The sequence below is a fragment of the Shewanella sp. MM_2022_3 genome (assembly GCF_022557375.1).
GTDB lineage: Bacteria > Pseudomonadota > Gammaproteobacteria > Enterobacterales > Shewanellaceae > Shewanella > Shewanella xiamenensis.
Genome location: NZ_JAKZGV010000001.1, coordinates 180,047 through 199,321 on the forward strand (window position 1 = coordinate 180,047; position 19,275 = coordinate 199,321).

Here is a 19,275-nt window from a genome sequence, read left to right on the forward strand (position 1 = left end):
GAAAGCTTACTTATTTTCTGGATACCAACGGTCGAGTAAGGTCTTAGAACGCTCTAACTCGTTTTTCCACGTATCCCCGCCCACCACGGTCGGCTTTAACATAATAATCAGCTCGGTTTTCTTCTTCTGCTTACTGCGGTTTTTAAACAGTTCACCCACCCAAGGAATATCCCCAAGCAACGGTACTTGCGATACCACTTCTGAGTTTTCACTCTTCATCAAACCACCAATGACGACAACATCGCCAGAAGCCGCGCGGATCACAGTATCTGATTCGCGAATTTCACTTTGCGCCAAGGGTAACTTTAAAGGTTGGTCATTGATTACAATGCCTTTTTCCTGCTCTTTGACATCGATCACCGATGGATGAACATGCAGTAATACGTTGCCGTCTTTATCGATTTGCGGAGTTACATCCAACGCAATCCCCGAGAAAAAGGGAGTTAATTGAACTTGAGGTGTCGTAATAGGCGTAGTGCCAGCCACAGTAGTTGATGAAACATCGGTAACAAAATACTCATCGGTACCGACTTTAATTACCGCTTTTTGGTTATTCGATGCCGTCACCCTTGGGCTGGATAATACATCCACATCACCTTGGGTATCGAGCAGGTTAATCATCCCCGCAAAATCCGCACCCTTGAAACTAATCGTCGTTACGCCACCCAGCGTTGAGCTAATTTGATCACTCAAACCTGGACCAGCAGACGTACCTACTTCTACCTGAGTATTTCCCCCTGCTAACGCTGAGCCAAGCGCTTGCCATTGAATCCCCTGCTGATAACCATCAGACAGAGTCACCTCGAGGATCTTTGCCTCAAGGATCACTTGGCGTTGTAAATGTGTCTCTGCCGAACTTAAAAAAGCACGCACTTGACGTAATTCATTCGGATAGGCACGAATCGTCACTAATCCCGCCTGTGGAGTGACGACCACTTGGCGACCGCCGCCCGTGTCACCCACAATGGCGGTTAAGGTTTCTTTTAACTCGCCCCAAAAATCGGTCTTAGTGTGCGAACGGATAAAGGTGCCATTGCTGCTATCGCTGCTGTTATTGTTGGCATTATTACCGTTGCTCGAATTGTTATTGCCACTAACGTTACCGTTATTCGAGTTATTATTGCCGTTATTGTTATTCGAGTTGCTGTTATCGGAAATTCGACCCGAACTCACCGAGGTTAACGACAGGCCATCGCGTACCATGTATAAGTAATTGACCGGAAAAGTCTCAGTACGCATCCCCGCAGGGAATACTCGCAAAATACGTCCTTCACGGCTGACCTCATAGCCATAAATATCTTCAACCACTTGAATGGCTTCGCTCAATGTCACGCCTTTTAGCGACAATGAAATCGTGCCCTGCACATCGGGATGCACCGCCACACTAAAGGGGGTGCCCTGAACGAGGCTCGGAAAAAACACCCTCGCATCGACATCATGGGCAGAAACATCAATACGACGTTCAGTTTCCATGGGCGCAGCTAAACTGCCCATTAAGGTATTAGTATTCAGTTCACGCTGCACCGCGTCTGGCATAACGGCTGGCGGAGGTGGCGTTGACTGCTTCGCGGCCTGCATCGACGCAGAAAGAGCCTCTTTTGATGCCATAGGCTGCGGTCTATCTGTGGTTTGGCAAGCCATAAGGCAAAGTGAGAGTAGAGGTGTGAAGTATTTAATGGCGGTCATCTGAGTCTTATTCCCTATCTCTCTGTTATTGCTTGAAATAATGCTAATTTCCGTCCGTCAGAAAGTGATACTGACGAGGGGGTAATACGCACGACTTTGACCCCTTGGATGCTATCACCTACGGACACAATTTTATTATTAATCACGGCGTAAGCCGTGTTGCCTGAGCTGACAATACTGTTGAGCACTAAGGCTTGATGCTGATTTTGACTCGCAGCGCCTACAGCCGAATAGCCTTTACCGGGCAAAGTAGGGTCCCGTAAGTTTTCAGCCGACACTTGTGCCGAAATAACCAGTAATGCGATGAAAATATAAGGCTTATTGAGCAACACTGATAAAGTCCTTATTAATACTCAAGGTATAAAGCTCGATATCGATTTTCCCTTTGGGGTAATCAGCCACTTTATAGTCGAGGCGTTTCCAGTAAAGTTTGTCGGGCATGGCTTCTACTGCTTCAACAAAACGCAATACCGAGAAATAATCACCTTCTAAGCTCATGCGGATCCCATGGCTATACAAATTCAACTTTTTCTCTTCACCCACCGCAAGCAGTGGTACGGGCGCGATAGAGGTAAACTTCTGTAAGGTAATTCCCTGAACCTGCCCAAGCAGATTACCCAATAGTTCAGGCATATAATCGGCGGGCACCATATCGACCATCTGCTCGTTAAGCTGAGTATCAAGCTGTTGGTTTTGTTGCTGTAGCAAGGTTAAACGCTGGCGATAGTCCTGATTGGGATCTAGTGCTAATCGCTGCTGATATAAATCAATCTGTTGCACCGAAACCTGATTTTCTTGCTCTATGACCTTTAACTGCTGCGCCGTCGAATGCTGTTGTTTCCAAAGCGACTCAATAGGCATATAAGCCAACATAGCGATCAGTGCTAACAGGGCAATGGCGATTAGCCCACGCTCGCGTTGGCTGAGAGCATCAAACTTTTGCGCTAATTGTTCAAATTGGGCTTTCATCGCGCCTGCTCCTCTGGGGTCTCACTCGTCAGCGTGAAAGCCAGCGGTTTATCCTCACCGCGATCCATAGTCATAGACGAAAAAGCCTGCCCTTTTAAGGTCTGGGTCGCTTTTAGCTTACTCACCCAAAGCGGGATACTCTGTGGATGATCAGCAAATCCTTCAAACATAAAGTGCTGCTCGTTAATCACAATATGGTTAAGCCAAACACTCGCATCGGCCACCATAGCCAAATCCTTCAATACAGGTGCAAAACCTCGGCTGGTGAGGGAGGAACGCAGTGCCAGCTCATTCATTAATAATTGCTTTAGCTCGAGCTGCTGTGACTCTAACTCGACGCGCGCGACTAACTCAGGATCGGGTTTACGGGCGGCGATTTGTGCTTCAAACTCCGCCTTTTGCTGGTCAAATTGCTGTTTTTGCGCTGACGCTTGGCTTAGCGCCTGCACAGACTCATTTAATGTCCAATAGCTAAAACCGGCGACTGCACCGCAGACAACTAACAAGCCTACGGTATAACTGATTAATTTAGCGAAGGTTAAGCTCTGCTTTGGCGGCAATAGGGCGGCAGAATATAGGTTGACTCTCGATTTTATCACTCGTCACCTCGTGAAAGCTCACTAAAGGCCAATCCCGCCATTTTCGCGCCAACGGAGGTCTTATTAACCACGTTTACAGCTTGATTAAAGTTGGCCGACACCAACTTCGCTAAGGCATCGACCGCACCGTCGGCAAATAACTCAATGGAGTTAACTGGAGGCTGGCGCAGTTGACTCTCAAAATAATCCATAGATCTTTGAATTTCTAGGCTTAAGTTATCTGCCAATCCATAGTTTAGTTCATCCACTTCAGCCTTATCTAATTGGCTAAAACCGCGTACACGGCGCTGCATATATAACAGCCCCTGTTTTACCACCGTCAGTAACAACTCCTGCCCAGAATGATGGCTAACGACCAATCTTGCCTGATTATCATCGATAAACAGGTTGGTCATCGCGAGTTCTTCGATGCTAATCCCTAAAACAGTCAAACCTTGCTCACTGATGGCTTGAACCATATTGATCAATTTATCTTTATCAACCACGACAACATTGAGTTTATTGCTTGGCAAAGGGGACTCAAAATAATCCAAGTGAATTTGCGGCACAGGAATATTGACCATATCTTTGATAGACCAAATCAAAGCTTGAGATAATTCTTCACTATCGACATTCGGTTTATCGGCGACGAGCAATTGATAGCGACCACTACTAAGAGTGATCTGTAAAGCGGCATGGGGGAAAGTGCTGGCAAGTTCAGCAAAGACACTTTGCCATTGATCTTGTTGTAATTCAAAAGAAACCCACTGCTCATGCAGACGTTCGGTGGCAGGTGCATAGACCCACAGCTTATCAGCACAGACATACACCCCCAGTGCAACACCCGTCTGTTTGGCTCGCCAAAAGGCCAACCGAGCAAAAAGTCCTTTATCCATAAAAATGCCTGTCTTCCGATAAAGTTAAGCTTGAGTGATAAGCCAGCGAATTGCGCTATTTCTACACCACCAGACGGAGATAAGCTCACAGCATTTAGAATGCGAAATTCGTCATATCCAGCGTCATAATTTTGGCACAGGCTAGTTTATCCGCTAATCTGTGAATTTTATAGAGAAATTCAACAACCCAGCCCTATTCTTCCACGAGGATCACATCACTCGGGGAAAACAATACGACTTATAACACCTCTGCTGGATCGCTAAAATACATGCCCTGGGCCATCCCCACCCCGAGAATTTGCAAAGTTTGCCATTCTTCAAACACTTCAACCCCCTCCGCACACACTTGCACTTCAGTACGGTACAAACCACCGATTAAACTACGAATAAACAATTGATTTTCAGGGCGTAAATGAATATGACGTACGATAGAACGGTGCAGTTTAATCATGTCGAAATGGCACTCTCGGATATAGTAAGTGCCAACAACCTGTTGTCCAACATGGTCGACACACAGACGAGCTCCCATCTTACGGATCATATCGAGTTTAGGCTGAAGCTTGTCTTGATGCTGGATCACTATATCCTCTGACACCTCAAAAATCAGTTGAGGTGTCAGATGGCGATGCTCAAGTAAGGTCGTTTTAAGCCACTGGGTAAAGGCCCGGCTCATCAAACTATCTAAGCTAAGATTCACACTATAGATTTGATCTTTATGCTGCTCTTGGCCGAGCAACCCCAATACACGCTCAATCATCTGCCGTTCAATTTGTGGCATCAAACCACATTTGTTTGCCATGGGGATAAACAACGTCGCCCGCACTAATGTCCCTTGATTATCGCGCGCCCGGGTAAAGATCTCTTTATGGTGCTCTCCCCCATCTAAATCCATAATGGGCTGACTAAAGGGATAAAAACGCCGCTGAACTAAGGCATTCTCTAAGAAGCTGCGCCAACGCACTGAACCTTTGGCAAACTCCTCATCAATCGCGCCCTTATCGTACATAAACCAATTACTATTACCTTGTAATTGAGCAGCACGTAACGCCATATCGGCCTCATCAAGCAGCTGATTAACATTATCCCCGGCGGTAAAATAAGCACAGCCCAAGTGGTAAAAGTTATCTCTATTGTCCACATCATCGGGCAAGGTTTGACTCAAGCAGACTTTAAGTAACTTACTGGCGAGCTGATCTGCCTCAATCAAAGAGACGTGGGGCACAACTATCGCAAATTGATTATGGTTACGCCGCGCAAAAATACTGTTCGGCAAGGTTTGCAAGATAGAGTTAATACTATTGACCGTCGCATGGAGTAACTCTTTAACAGCAGCTTCACCCTTTGCCTGCTGTATCAAATCGAGTTCATCCATTTCTAACAGATAAATCACCCCATGAGCGACCATACCTTGGTCATGGCTCATGGCATCGAGGCGGTTATTTAAAAACAACCGATTACCAATACGGGTTTGCGCATCTAAAAAGGTATTGGAGCGAATAAACTTATCGAAACGACCTCGTTCCTTATGGGCATCCTGCAATTCCTCAAGCAGTTTGGTTAAGGCTCTATTGATTAGCCTTGGCTTACCATTACCAGGGGTTGCCAGCGCTTGTTCATGTTTACCTTGTAAAATTAATCGACTGCGCTGAGCAAGTTCCTCAATACCATCCAACTGCTGCGAAAACCATATATGTCCGAAACGAACCAAAGCAATCACAGCTAGCAAACCAATGCCCAAGATAAGCAACTCATACCAACTCACACTGTAATGTTCGAAAGGTTGTGGCAAGCTCAGAGCCATTGTGAGACCCGACTGAGGATCGAGCAAATGGGTATACACCATGGCATTTTGCGTCTGCACATTGCCGTGATAGGCGAAAAGCACTTCGCTCTTCATGGTTAAACGAAATTCAACGGCGTTATACGCCAGCAACATGGGAGGCAGCCAAGACTCCAACTCCCAATCGGGCTGGGAGTGATAATGCTCTATTAGAAGGGATTCAAGTTCAGACACTTTCTGCTGCTGAAACTTATAGGTTAATTGTACAAAACTCATCATTGCGCTGAGTAAAAACACGAAGGCAATAGCGGCTAAAGACATTAACCAGAAGCTGGTTAGTTTTGTTGTTAACATTCGAGTGAATTTCATCGAGCCGCTATCCTGCAGGATTATTATAATTATTGGTGCACTCTTAACATGAGTTAAACAAATGCTACTCAAGATTATTCAGTAGCATAAGCTAAAAGGCAACCTAGGATTTATTTTCAAAGACATTGAAAATCGCGCCAATAGCAGAGATTTCAGCCAACGTTAAAACAAAAAAGAGGCTAATTAGCCTCTTCTTCTATTAATTCTGTTGTCGCTTAATCCGCATATTGGGGCAAAGTCGTTATTGCAGCAACACCCGAATCAATGGCCGCTTGCGCCACGGCGCGGGCCACGCGCGGTAATAAACGTGGATCCATCGGTTTTGGTAACACATATTCAGGACCAAAACTTAATGAACTTACCTTTGGATAAGCCTTAAGTACACTTGCTGGGACTTCTTCTTTCGCTAATCCGGCAATGGCATGCACAGCCGCAATCTTCATCTCATCGTTAATGCACGATGCACGCACATCTAATGCGCCGCGGAAAATAAACGGAAAACACAGCACGTTGTTCACTTGGTTTGGATAATCGCTGCGACCAGTGCCCATAATTAAATCGCTGCGCGTCGCGTGGGCAAGTTCAGGTTTTATTTCAGGGTCTGGGTTTGAGCAGGCAAAAATCACTGGCTTATCCGCCATCATGGCCACTTCTTCAGCACCAATCACATTTGGGCCGGATAGCCCTAAGAAAACGTCAGCGCCTTTAATCACATCTTGCAAGGTACGCTTGTCAGTCTCATTCGCAAACAAGGCTTTGTATTCATTCAGATCAGTACGACCCGCATGGATCACGCCTTTGGTGTCAAGCATGTAAATGTTGGCGCGGTTAGCACCACACTTCACTAACATGGTCATACAGGCAATGGCAGCCGCACCAGCACCCATACACACAAAAGTGGCATCGCTAATCAGTTTACCTTGAATATCTAAAGCGTTAATCATGCCAGCTGCGGTAACAATGGCTGTGCCATGCTGGTCATCGTGAAACACTGGCACATTACAACGCTCAATCAATTCGCGCTCGATAACAAAGCACTCCGGCGCTTTGATGTCTTCGAGGTTAATCCCACCAAAGGTGCCAGCAATGGCCGCAACTGTATTAATAAACTCTTCAGCAGTGTTATGCGTTACTTCAATATCGGTCGAGTCGATATTAGCAAAGTGTTTGAATAATAGTGCCTTACCTTCCATAACTGGCTTTGAAGCCAATGGACCTAAGTTACCTAGGCCCAGAATCGCCGTACCGTTAGAAATAACGGCAACAGTGTTACCTTTGTTGGTATAACGATATGCATTTTCAGGATTAGCGGCAATTTCACGTACTGGTTCAGCCACACCAGGGCTATAGGCTAGCGCGAGGTCATGGCTCGTTTCAGCAGGTTTAGTGAGGCATACTGCAGTTTTACCGGGAACGGGGAATTCATGATAATCGAGTGCTTGTTGACGAATATCTGACATTTTAACATCCTGAAATGCGACATTTATAAGTATGGAAGTAAGGCCGACCGACTCAAGATCACCTCATTTATGGGTGATTTAAACAGGGTGGCAGGTCGGGGTAAGATACGCCAATTAGGTCACATTTTAAATAAGATCTTGAGAAATTTCGCCTTTACGGCTGAATTGTCGCCCTAAGCTAAGTTTTACAAACTTATCTTAGTCGATAACGGATGATTACCTGTTTAATTTTGTAGAAAACAAACGAAAATATGCAATAAAACAAGGGTAAAACTGTGGTCAAACCTAAAAAATGTTGACTAAATTACAATAAAGACACTAACCCGCATTATCTTATCGTTAATTACTATAAATAAGTCGATTTTGCGCAATTTCAACAGGAAGAAAGTGATAGTGGTGTTTTTTTAATTGAAGTCGTACCAGAAAGGCTAAAAAGTAGCGATTACGTGCCAGCTAACGACAAAAAGCAAAAAGGCGCCAGAGGCGCCTTCGAGAGAAATATTGCTAACGCAATTATTTCTTGCCAAGCATACCAAAACGCTTGTTGAACTTGTCGATACGACCGCCTGTATCAACAATTTTTTGTGTACCTGTGTAGAATGGGTGACATGCACCACAAACGTCTAAATGCAGGTCTTTACCAGCAGTAGAGTTTACTTTGATTACGTTGCCACAAGTACAGTTTGCAGTGATTACTGCATATTCTGGGTGGATACCTGGTTTCATTGGGGTTACCTCAAAAGTAAGGCCATGTCGCTCTTCCAACCCGAAGTCGGACACCACATGCAGTTAATAACGGATATGTTAGGGCGCAGGATATTACAGTATCACCTAAGCGGATACAAGTAGATTATCTGAGCATTTTAACGATAATCCACTTGTTTACTGCCCATTTGTCTCAGCTTTTATTGGCCAGCTTCCCTATCTTCGAAACTCGCCTTAGCGGCCTGTGCATCGGGATAACGCGCGAGTATCTCAGCCGATGGACAAGTTAAAATGGCATCTTTCTTTAAGGCATTGATACGATTTTTAGCAAATGCTTTAGGATTAGCGTCATGAATCGCCAACATCGCACCATATACACTGACTTGCCACTCAAGGGCATAGCGATTGGCAATCCGCCATAGGGTCTCGTTGTGATAATCCAACATACACTCACCCGAGCTTGTTGCATTGGCATTTGTCGAGCTAGCAATCTTAGTCACTTCGGCTGTCTTAGCTTCAGACACATCAATCCCATTTATACTCTTATCAGCTTTTGCCATATCTGCGTTTGCAGATGAGACTTGGGCAGCAGATGGTTCGGTCGATGGCTTAGCGATAGAAGGTTCTGTAGACAAACTCGAAGCTGAGGATGCTTTCGCGTCAGGCTTATCCTCTGGGAAGGTAAATCCAGAAGCGCGGGGCGCAGCAACGTTTGCCGTCACAGCCGCCACAATAACGGGCGCAACATCTGCTTCAGCGGTGACTAAATTCACCTCTTGCACAACCTTAGTTGATTTAACTGTGGTTTTGTCACTTTTAGCAGAGCTTGCCGCCAACTGACTAGTTTCGGCTTTGGCTGCTTTGCTTGATTTAACAACCGCGGTTTTTGCTTGCGATACTGAAGACGTCGCAGAGGAAGTATTATCAAACAGCGGCAGATTTTTCACTTCATACCAGCGATCGACTCGATATTCACGAACTAACAAGCGTGCCTTAGGATCAGTGACATCCTCAACTCCCGTCAGCAATATCAAAAAACGATTAAGCTGCTCAGCCATCAGCTTTTCTTCACCACTGGACTGATGCAACACAAACTCAAGCCGCGTCATATCCTGATTATCACTGATCACATTCACGCGCATTTTGGGATAGGCGCCCAATTCAAACATCCGATTGTTGATGCTGACATGGGAAACCTGTGCCTGCACAGCAGCACTGCATACTAAGGCAAAGAGTCCTAATGATTTCGCTATTTTAGTCATTTACTTACTCTCAACTATCCTTGGATAAACTGTCATTAGGACTAGCCCTTGCTAGCCGCGCTGAGTACACTAAACCTCATTTCCCTTTTAGACTCGCCCAGCATATGTCACTGTTTGTTGAAGTTGCGTTACCTGTGCCTATGCGGCAAAACTTTACTTATCGCGTAAAGACAAACGAGCAAAGCGATGATAGCCCCCAAGCCAAGCCACAAATTGGCGTTCGGGTCAAAGTCCCCTTTGGACGCCAACAACTTATTGGTCTCGTCACCGCCATTACTGACAGTTGCGATCTGGCGCCAACGCAACTGAAATTCGTTATAGAGTTTATTGATGACGCGCCCTTATTGCCAGAATCGCTCTATAAATTAACCCTATGGGCGGCCCGATACTACTTTTGCAGCCAAGGCCAAATGCTCACTCAAGCCTTACCTGTAGCACTGCGCAAGGGCCTAGATGCCGCGCCACAAAAAATCCAGTACTGGCACATCACAGAGCTAGGCAGTAATATTGCGCCAGAAACCTTAAAGCGCGCGCCCGCTCAAAAAAAATTACTCGAACAGCTAAAACAAACCAGTCTCACCCAGGAAGAAGTCATCAGCCTAGCGCTGAACAAGACCGCGCTCAAAACCTTAGAAGATAAAGGCTGGATTGCCCGCCACGAAAAACTCGCCGAGCTCAATCTCGATTGGCGCAGCCAACTCGAACTTGATGAAACGCCCCACAGGCTAAATAAAGAGCAAGCAATTGCCGTAACGGTATTAACCCAGCAACAAGGATATCACTGTACTCTGCTCGAGGGCATTACCGGTTCGGGTAAAACAGAAGTCTATTTAGCCTTGCTCGAACATATCCTTAAGCAAGGTAAACAAGCACTTATTCTAGTGCCTGAAATTGGCCTCACGCCGCAAACCATCAATCGCTTTAAACGCCGATTTAAAGTGAATGTTGCCGTGCTACACTCAGGTTTAACCGACAATCAGCGCCTCGAAGCCTGGCGGCAAGCTCGCTGTGGCCAAGCGGCCATCATCATTGGTACTCGCTCAGCATTGTTTACGCCGATGGCATTTCCCGGTGTAATCATCCTCGACGAAGAGCACGACAGCAGCTTTAAACAGCAAGAAGGCGTTGGCTATCATGCCCGCGACTTAGCGGTAATGCGTGGGCATTTAGAATCAATCCCAGTGATTTTAGGGTCAGCAACGCCTTCCCTAGAAAGCCTGCAAAATGCGCTCAGTGGCCGTTATCATCATCTGCAACTCGGTGAGCGGGCTGGTAATGCTAAAAAAGTACGCCAAGGTATTATCGATATTAAAAACCTGCCCCTCAAGGCGGGCATGTCGGCGCCACTGATCAACGAGATCCGCAGCCATTTAGAGGCTGGCAATCAGGTATTACTATTTTTAAACCGCCGCGGCTTTGCGCCAGCACTGCTCTGCCACGAGTGTGGGCACTTACATGAATGCGACCGCTGCGATGCATTTTTTACCGTACATCAATCCCTTGGGGAAATTCGCTGCCACCACTGTGGTAATCAATATGCCATCCCAAGGCAATGCCATAATTGCGGCAGCACCATGTTGATGGGGCAAGGTATTGGTACCGAGCAGCTCGCCGAAGCACTGCAATTGGAGTTTCCAAAATATCCAGTGGTACGTATCGATCGCGATACCACCCGCCTTAAAGGTTCACTTGAAAACCATTTAAGTGCGATTCATAAGGGCGAGTATAAGATCCTCGTCGGCACCCAAATGCTGGCCAAAGGGCACCACTTCCCTGATGTTACCTTAGTGGGCTTACTCGATGTCGATGGTGCGCTATTTAGCGCCGACTTTAGGGCGCCAGAGCGCTTCGGCCAACTCTATACCCAAGTGGCGGGCCGCGCTGGGCGGGCCAATAAACCCGGTACAGTCCTTCTGCAAACTCACCAGAGTGATAACCCGATCCTTAGGGATTTACTCCACCGCGGTTATGGTGAGTTTGCCCGCAGCCAATTAAAAGAACGGCAAATGGCGCTCTTGCCACCCGCTTGGCATATGGTACTGGTGCGCGCCGAGGCGCATTCTGCCTTAGATGCTGACAATTTTCTTAATGCGTTTGCATCCTTGCTGCCCCAAGATAAAGAGTTTGAAATCATCGGCCCAATGCCCGCACCACTCGATCGAAAGGCCGGTAAGTTCCGCCGTCAGTTGATGTTTCAAGCCAAACATAGACATAGATTACAGCAGGAGTTTGAGCGTATTTATCCGCTTGTGGAACAACTGCCCGAAGCCAAACGCTGCCGCTGGAGCCTAGATAGGGATCCACAGGATCTGTTGTGATTCAATAATTTGATAAAAAATCATCGGGAAGATAGCAATTAGTCACCACAAACGGCTAAAATACGCGGTTATTCCCTGTATTCACTCTTAAAGTTAGTAGCTAATTAACCCATGAAATCACATATCCAATCATTACTTGAACAAACTATCGAATCCTTTAAACAACAAGGTATTTTACCTGCGGATTTTGAGGCCCGAATTCAAGTAGATCGAACCAAGGATAAGAGCCATGGCGACTTGGCAACCAACGTAGCCATGATGCTAACCAAGGCAACAGGTAAAAATCCGCGTGAATTAGCACAGCTGATCATCGACAACCTTCCCGCCTCCGCCTATGTGGCAAAAGTTGAAATTGCAGGCCCAGGTTTTATCAACTTCTTCATCGATGACAGCGCACTGGCTAACCAATTACAAGCCGCGATTGGCGATGCGCATTTAGGGATCAAATTACCCGCACCACAAACTATCGTTGTGGATTATTCATCACCCAACCTCGCCAAAGAGATGCACGTAGGTCACCTGCGTTCAACCATCATCGGCGATAGCGTGGTGCGCACCCTCGAGTTTTTAGGCCACAAAGTGATCCGTCAAAACCACGTGGGCGACTGGGGCACCCAATTTGGTATGTTGCTGGCTTACATGGAAGAATTACGTGCAGCCAATGGCGAACAAGCCCAATTAGAGTTATCGGATCTCGAAACCTTCTACCGCGCCGCCAAACTGCGTTTTGACGAGTCTGCCGAATTTGCTACCCGCGCCCGTCAGCTTGTGGTTGCACTGCAATCCGGTGATGAGTACTGCAACAAACTGTGGCGCGAGTTTAACGATATTTCGCTAAGCCATTGCCACGAAGTGTACGAGCGTTTAGGGGTGAGTTTAACCCGCGCCGATGTGCACGGTGAAAGCGCCTACAACGCTGATTTAGAGCAAGTTGTTAAAGATTTAGATGCCCAAGGTTTATTGACCGAAAGCAACGGCGCCAAAGTGGTCTTCCAAGAGGCCTTCCGCACAAAAGAAGGCGAACCACTGCCGGTTATCATTCAAAAAGCCGATGGTGGTTACCTGTACGCCACAACCGACTTAGCCGCGATGCGTTACCGCTCAAGTGTACTCAAAGCCGACCGCGTGCTGTACTTTGTTGATTTACGCCAAGCACTGCACTTCCAGCAAGTGTTTAGCCTTGCCAAACTGGCCAAGTTTGTCCGCGAGGATATGTCACTCGAGCACTTAGGCTTTGGTACTATGAATGGCGAAGATGGCCGTCCGTTCAAGACCCGTACTGGTGGTGTGGTGAAATTAGTTGATCTGCTCGACGAAGCCAACAGCCGCGCGCTGGAATTAGTTCGCAGTAAGAATCCAGATATGGATGAAGCGACACTTGCAGAGATTGCCCGCGTAGTTGGGATCAGCGCGGTAAAATATGCTGATCTATCGAAAAACCGTACCAGCGATTACATCTTCAGCTTCGAGCAAATGCTGAGCTTTGAAGGCAATACCGCGCCTTACCTGTTATACGCTTACACCCGTGTCGCTGGCATTTTCAAGCGTGCAACCGATGTTGACTTAAGCCAAGCCAAAATCGTACTCGACCACGAAAAAGAGAAAGATCTAGGCAACAAACTGGCGCAGTTTGGTGAAATCCTAAGCCGTGTTATCGACAAAGGCCAACCACATGTGCTCTGCGGTTACCTCTATGAATTAGCAGGGGCTTTCTCTAGTTTCTATGAGGCCTGCCCAGTGCTTGCAGCCGATAACGACGAGCAAAAACACAGTCGTTTACTGCTGTCACAACTGACGGCGAGCACTCTGCAAAAAGGCCTAAATCTACTAGGTATCGAAACCCTAGAACGGATGTAAGCCATGAGCAATCGTGACTATGCCAACAGAAGACCGCAATCGGGCGCAAAACCGCGCCCGATTCGCGCGACACGCGCAAGGCCTGCGGCTAAAAAGGCCCCTCCTCGCCGTAAACTTCCAATTCCTCTGATCCTGTTTGCCTTTATTGCTGTAGGCAGTTTTGGCTATTTTCTGTGGAGCATTAAAGACACGGCCAAGCAGGAAGCGCCTGTAGAAGTCAAAACAGAAAAAGAAGTGAAGGCAAGAGAACCCGCTGCAACGCTAACGCCAAAGGTGAAAGAGGTTGAGCGCCAAGAAGTCGCCGTCGCCGCTCCGGTAGAGGAACAGCCGGTAGTTGAAGTTGAAGTGCCGAAGAAAGATCCGAATGCCTTGCCGCCAAAACCCAAGGAAGAATGGACCTATCTGGACGAGCTTGAGAATAAACACGTCGAAGTGGATATTCCTGATGTCGTGGCAACGCGTGCTCCACAGCAATATCAATTGCAGTGCGCCTCATTCCGTCAGGAGTCGCAGGCGAACCAGATGAAGGCCGTGATTGCATTCCAAGGATTAGAAGCGCAGGTCAGACAAATTGAGGGCACCTCAGGCACTTGGTACAAAGTCATCCTCGGGCCTTATGAGCGCAAACGTGATGCCGAGCGTAAGCGTCACACCTTGCAAAATGCAGGGATCAATGGCTGCCAACTCTTAGCCATTCCTAAGTAATCCTACTCGGAAAATGAGTCTCTGAATCGCGGCGCGTGAGCCATCACGCGCCGCGATTTTTTATCTTCTTGCCAACTGAAGTCCGCTCCCAACCACCCTCTTTCGCCTCGCTTTAAACATTGAGCTAATACCAATCGTATTAAATATCTGTTCATTCAGCGGGAGTTAAACGGGCTTTAGACAAGGCGAAGGCTTGAAGGCATAGTGGCGCTCTGTCGAAAGCCTTAAACGCAGTATAAAGCACGTTCAACCCCGCCCTTCGGGAGCCTCACAGGCATCTCACTCCCGTGTTACATTGACTTAAAAGGGAATAACCATTTCTGCGTCAATGCGCCTTGGATTGAGATGCCTGTGAGGCTCTGAACTGATTAGATATTTAATGTGATTGGTATAAGTCACAACTTCATTTTATGGAATTTATAACCACCTATTTTTACACAGTAAATTTGTTTATTAAGAAAGATTAATATGGCGTTTAATTGACCTAGATCAAACTTAGGCGTATCTCTTAATAAACAGCAAAACCTGTTGTCTACTCTCCAAAAACCAACCTCAGGGTGAAGTATTATGAATGCATTAATCGAGATCGAAGCCTCTGAATTTAGCCAACTGTTCAAAAGTGGTGACGCCTTAAGTATCCGGATGTTTATGGAGCATGTTCACATGCCTTTAGATGTGCAGGATAAGATTTACAACGAAATTTCCGCCTTAGCAGTACTTGAACAAGACACTATAGCGCGGCTTATCGAAACCCATTCCCACTCCGAAATATCTGAACGTTTGGCCTATTAACGCGCTTAGTCTTAATACAATGTAACGCCAACGGATGGCTTCATTGAATTCCCCCTGTACCGCGTCAATTAGATACATTCGTCCGAAACATTTTCAACCAATCATCCTTGTCAATCCTATGCAAAACCGCAAAAAATAAGGCCAAATATCACTATTTGGCCTTAGGTTTATTGGTGCTTAAGTTATGAATATTTAAGCAACTGCATGGTTTAGTGTCTTAAGCTTTCTCTTTTAAGCCTATGCTATTCATCCAGTAATCGAAATCGACCATATTACCGGGCAACACAATACGGCTAGACTTTTGGCTTAACCCATCAAGCTGCTTAAAGTACTGCTCACCGAGTTGCATACGCAGTGCGTTATGGCCACCAGGAGCGGCAATCACTGTTGCTAAACGTTCAATCGATTCCGCCGTGGCACGCGACAGCGTTAAAATCTCCTCCGCTTTACCTTCGGCCTCGTTGATACGACGCTGCATTTCCCCCTCAGAACGGTTAATCGTTTCCGCTTTAATCCCTTCGGAACGATTGATCTTACTCTGCTTATCACCCTCACTCTTTGCCAGTAATGCACGGCGCTCACGCTCGGCATTCACTTGCATTTCCATGGCGTTTTTCACCGTCTCGGGCGGCGTAATGTTTTTAATCTCATAACGATGCACGCGGATCCCCCACATGGCGCCTGCTTGGTCGAGCACTTCCACTACCTTAGCGGAAATCACATCCCTCTCTTCGAAGGTGCGATCGAGATCTAAGGTGCCGATCACTGAGCGCGTGGTGGTCTGTGCCAGCTGGATAGCCGCATAACGATAGTCGGTGATGCCGTAGCTTGCCTTCACAGGATCGGTAACAGAGATATAAATCACCCCATCGACTTCCACATTCACCTCATCGCTCGAGAAACACTCCTGTGGTGGCACGTCGATAGTCTCTTCTTTTAAGTCATGGATATAAGCCACTTTATCGACAAATGGGATCAGGGTGTGGAAACCCGCATCTAACGTCGAGTGGTACTTACCTAAACGCTCAACGATATAGGCCGATTTAGTCGGGACTAAACGAATGGATTGGAACAGCTTAATCACAAATATGGCGAAAATCAGTCCCCAAATAACCATTACTGCGACATCAGTATTCAATGGGATTTCCATTAGCGTGCTCCTTTGCTAGTTGCATTATGGCCAGCCACGGTTTGGGTGACTTGTTCCATTCCTTCGAAGAATCCTTCGAGTTTTGCCATTTCAGCCGGGACGACCGACACTTGCGAATCGTTGAGGATCTTACCAACCTGAGCAATAAACTGCTCTTTTAACAACATATTCATCGCATCGGTACCGCCATTAACCGCTAACGCTTGGGAAATCATTGCCATGCCTTCGGACTTTGCCTTAGCAATAATGGCAATCTCTTGGCCTGTGCCCTTAGCTTCGTTGATACGCTTCTGTTTTTGGCCTTCAGAAATGTTAATCGCTTCTTGGCGTTCCCCCTCTGACATATTGATCATCGCAGCCTTTTCAGCATTGGCTAGGGTAATTTCAGCGCGTTTACGGCGCTCGGCTTCCATTTGTTTTTCTAGGGTATGGATCACGTGGCGCGATGGCGTGATATTGCGGATCTCATAACGTAACACTTTTATCCCCCAAGGCTCAGATGCCTTATCAATCTCGCGCACTATGGATTCGTTTAAGCGGTCACGCTCGGAAAAGGTTTCACTCAAAGTGAGCTTACCGATTTCAGAACGCATCGTAGTTTGCGCCAGATTGACGGCAGCTTTACGATAGTTTTCAATACCGTAGCTCGCTAATTTACCGTCCATGACCTTGAGATAGACTAAACCATCCACTTCAAGCTGAGTATTATCCTTGGAGATACAGCTTTGTGGCGGCACGTCGAGCACTTGCTCACGGGTATCGTGGCGATAGGCCACACGGTCGAAAAAGGGAATTAAGAAATGAAATCCCGGTTGGAGTACTGTGCGAAATTTCCCTAAACGCTCAATGACATGCACCTCACGCATTGGCACTATTAGCATGAGCTTATAGAGAATAAACAAGACAAATAAAATGATTAAGGTAAACACAAACATAGACTCATCCTTTAGTTTTGAGACGTTGCCTGATGAACAGGCTCAACCACTAGGGCAATGTTTTCACGGCAGATAATCCTGACCTCAGTGCCCGCAGCAATGACACTACCATCCCCCAATGCGGGCCATTCGCTCCCTTGAAACTCGACTCTTCCTGTCGTTTGTCCTGGGCCTATGGTTTGTTTCACTCGAGCGATTTGATTGTAGATATCAAGTTCTTCATCGGTGTTGTCCACATGGGAATCCCCACCGACCAATTTTTGTGTGACTTGCCGAAAGGCAAGCAATAGAACAATGGCCGACATAAACCACAGTGTCAGACTTTGAACTAGGCCTTCCACTAGGCCAATACCTAAGGCACCTGCGACCACTAAACAGGCGGCACCAAGAAGCACAACTATACCTCCGGGTATCACCAGTTCCGCTAGCATCAAGATAATCCCGATAATAGACCAGATGACAATCAGATTCGAAAACTCCATATTTCCCCCTGAAATGAGAGCATCCAGTGCAGCACTATAGCAGCAGAACAACAGACGCGCGACATAATATGTCATAAATTTATACGCCGATTTTTACACGACAGCAAGGGAAATAACTGAAGCTGACTAATAGGCTGAATCGCCTTATAGTGAAAACGCTATGGGTTTCTGTTCTAAAATTAAGCACAATCAATTCAAAAAGTTAGCTTAAAACATCAACAAACAAGAATGGAAACAATAAATAATCATACAAAATCAATAAATTAAGCAAATACAAACCCACAATATGATTATGTGATTTTCACAACAACATTCGATAAAAACTTTGAATAATTGTAAATTTTTGCATATATTGCCCGCACTTTTGACCTAGCTCTCTGTCGGGGGTCGACTCAAGACACAACACCTGAGTCGCTTTGCCATACAGTGCACAGAGCAGGAACTGAGTACAACCTTATTAACCTCTACCCCTACAACAGGAAATAACAATGAAAAAGACATGCCTATGTCTAGCATTAATGCTTTCACCTCAAGCATTTGCTGGTGACTTAGTACAGTGGTGGGATTTCAGTGCAACCGCCCTTTATGGCGAAGACTACGACTTGGCTCCTTCGGACAAGCAAACGACAGTCACACTCGAAACCGCTGGTGCATGGAAATACGGTGATTGGTTTGCCTTCCAAGATTTTATCTATTTCAAAGGCGACCACACGGGCATGGATAGCACCACCTACGGAGAGATTTCACCGCGCTTTAGCGCGAGTAAAATCCTCGGCGAAAAGATTGCCTTCGGCCCAATTACCGATCTTTCATTAGCCCTCACCTACGAAGAAGGTGAAGGCCCTGTGCATAGCTTGCTCTATGGCTTAGGGGTCGATGTTGCCGTGCCTTACTTTACTTACCTTAACTTCAACACCTATCGTCGCGATGCGATGAGCTCAGGCAACATCAGTGATGGTTGGCAGTTCACCCCAGTATTCAGAATCGATATCCCTGTAGGGTCTGCTAACATCATTCTCGATGGCTTTATCGATTGGGTATTTGCAACAGACAACAGTGGTTATGAAGAGAACTTCCACTTTAACCCTCAGCTTAAATACGATTTAGGTAAGAGCCTATTTGGTGACCATAAGGCAAATAAACTGCTGGTAGGTATCGAGTACGATCTGTGGACCAATAAATACGGCGTGAAAGGTGTCGACCAAGACACTTACTCTGTGATTGCTCAGTACCACTTCTAACCGTGACTGGCAAAAATCAAAGTTACTTTTGAACATTAAAAAGGTGCCCAAGGCACCTTTTTTGTTATTGAGCCACTCGCTTTGCAGGGG

General features: G+C 46.5%; 17 protein-coding genes. 5 read left to right on the plus strand and 12 right to left on the minus strand.

The annotated features are described in order from the left end of the window. Window positions 1-6: 6 nt before the first annotated feature. The 9 genes from mshL to MMG82_RS00815 form a co-directional block, all read right to left on the minus strand. Window positions 7-1,686, minus strand: coding sequence for a pilus (MSHA type) biogenesis protein MshL (gene mshL / locus MMG82_RS00775; RefSeq protein WP_188871778.1), 1,680 nt, complete (start codon window positions 1,684-1,686; stop codon window positions 7-9). Between the two features lie 14 nt (window positions 1,687-1,700). Further along, the gene (locus MMG82_RS00780; protein ID WP_055648039.1) at window positions 1,701-2,018 is read right to left on the minus strand and encodes an MSHA biogenesis protein MshK; all 318 of its coding nucleotides are present in this window, start codon (window positions 2,016-2,018) and stop codon (window positions 1,701-1,703) included. After that, window positions 2,005-2,655 (minus strand): MSHA biogenesis protein MshJ, encoded by a 651-nt coding sequence (locus MMG82_RS00785; protein ID WP_140907714.1) that lies wholly within the window; start codon window positions 2,653-2,655, stop codon window positions 2,005-2,007. Before MMG82_RS00785 ends, MMG82_RS00780 begins: the two co-directional genes overlap by 14 nt. Next, a complete protein-coding gene (locus tag MMG82_RS00790) occupies window positions 2,652-3,254 on the minus strand; it encodes a PilN domain-containing protein (RefSeq protein ID WP_037422409.1) in 603 nt (200 codons plus the stop codon). Before MMG82_RS00790 ends, MMG82_RS00785 begins: the two co-directional genes overlap by 4 nt. Then, window positions 3,251-4,129, minus strand: coding sequence for a hypothetical protein (locus MMG82_RS00795; RefSeq protein ID WP_037428193.1), 879 nt, complete (start codon window positions 4,127-4,129; stop codon window positions 3,251-3,253). The genes MMG82_RS00790 and MMG82_RS00795 overlap by 4 nt, the downstream gene beginning before the upstream one ends. Before the next feature lie 238 nt (window positions 4,130-4,367). Further along, window positions 4,368-6,278 carry an RNase E specificity factor CsrD gene (gene csrD, locus MMG82_RS00800; RefSeq protein ID WP_241406264.1) on the minus strand — a complete coding sequence of 637 codons (1,911 nt, stop codon included), beginning with the start codon at window positions 6,276-6,278 and terminating at the stop codon, window positions 4,368-4,370. A gap of 215 nt (window positions 6,279-6,493) precedes the next feature. Beyond that, window positions 6,494-7,738 carry a malic enzyme-like NAD(P)-binding protein gene (locus tag MMG82_RS00805; protein ID WP_069454188.1) on the minus strand — a complete coding sequence of 415 codons (1,245 nt, stop codon included), beginning with the start codon at window positions 7,736-7,738 and terminating at the stop codon, window positions 6,494-6,496. A gap of 513 nt (window positions 7,739-8,251) precedes the next feature. Beyond that, window positions 8,252-8,464: a 50S ribosomal protein L31 gene (rpmE, locus tag MMG82_RS00810; protein WP_037422397.1), complete on the minus strand. Its 213-nt coding sequence runs from the start codon at window positions 8,462-8,464 to the stop codon at window positions 8,252-8,254. A 179-nt stretch (window positions 8,465-8,643) separates the two neighbouring features. Further along, window positions 8,644-9,705: a FimV/HubP family polar landmark protein gene (locus MMG82_RS00815; protein ID WP_069454187.1), complete on the minus strand. Its 1,062-nt coding sequence runs from the start codon at window positions 9,703-9,705 to the stop codon at window positions 8,644-8,646. 104 nt (window positions 9,706-9,809) lie between these two features. Between MMG82_RS00815 and priA the strand changes: the two genes are divergently transcribed. The 4 genes from priA to MMG82_RS00835 all read left to right on the plus strand — a co-directional run bounded on the left by priA (window position 9,810) and on the right by MMG82_RS00835 (window position 15,377). Further along, on the plus strand, window positions 9,810-12,023 hold the full coding sequence (priA, locus tag MMG82_RS00820; protein ID WP_172588112.1) for a primosomal protein N': 2,214 nt from the start codon (window positions 9,810-9,812) through the stop codon (window positions 12,021-12,023). A 111-nt stretch (window positions 12,024-12,134) separates the two neighbouring features. Next, window positions 12,135-13,880 carry an arginine--tRNA ligase gene (gene argS, locus MMG82_RS00825; protein WP_037422386.1) on the plus strand — a complete coding sequence of 582 codons (1,746 nt, stop codon included), beginning with the start codon at window positions 12,135-12,137 and terminating at the stop codon, window positions 13,878-13,880. Between the two features lie 3 nt (window positions 13,881-13,883). Then, window positions 13,884-14,585, plus strand: coding sequence for an SPOR domain-containing protein (locus MMG82_RS00830; RefSeq protein WP_241406265.1), 702 nt, complete (start codon window positions 13,884-13,886; stop codon window positions 14,583-14,585). A gap of 567 nt (window positions 14,586-15,152) precedes the next feature. Then, window positions 15,153-15,377 carry a hypothetical protein gene (locus MMG82_RS00835; RefSeq protein ID WP_023266915.1) on the plus strand — a complete coding sequence of 75 codons (225 nt, stop codon included), beginning with the start codon at window positions 15,153-15,155 and terminating at the stop codon, window positions 15,375-15,377. A gap of 217 nt (window positions 15,378-15,594) precedes the next feature. On the opposite strand, the gene MMG82_RS00840 is transcribed toward MMG82_RS00835, so the two are convergent. The 3 genes from MMG82_RS00840 to MMG82_RS00850 are packed head-to-tail and all read right to left on the minus strand — an operon-like array spanning window position 15,595 to window position 17,944. After that, the gene (locus MMG82_RS00840; RefSeq protein WP_037422379.1) at window positions 15,595-16,527 is read right to left on the minus strand and encodes a stomatin-like protein; all 933 of its coding nucleotides are present in this window, start codon (window positions 16,525-16,527) and stop codon (window positions 15,595-15,597) included. Beyond that, the gene (locus MMG82_RS00845) at window positions 16,527-17,462 is read right to left on the minus strand and encodes a slipin family protein (protein WP_037422376.1); all 936 of its coding nucleotides are present in this window, start codon (window positions 17,460-17,462) and stop codon (window positions 16,527-16,529) included. Before MMG82_RS00845 ends, MMG82_RS00840 begins: the two co-directional genes overlap by 1 nt. A gap of 11 nt (window positions 17,463-17,473) precedes the next feature. Continuing rightward, complete coding sequence (locus MMG82_RS00850) at window positions 17,474-17,944, minus strand: NfeD family protein (RefSeq protein ID WP_241406266.1); 471 nt, start codon at window positions 17,942-17,944, stop codon at window positions 17,474-17,476. A gap of 488 nt (window positions 17,945-18,432) precedes the next feature. On the opposite strand from MMG82_RS00850, the gene MMG82_RS00855 reads away from it, so the two are divergent. Next, window positions 18,433-19,185 carry an outer membrane protein OmpK gene (locus tag MMG82_RS00855; RefSeq protein WP_144376309.1) on the plus strand — a complete coding sequence of 251 codons (753 nt, stop codon included), beginning with the start codon at window positions 18,433-18,435 and terminating at the stop codon, window positions 19,183-19,185. Window positions 19,186-19,275 lie beyond the last annotated feature (90 nt).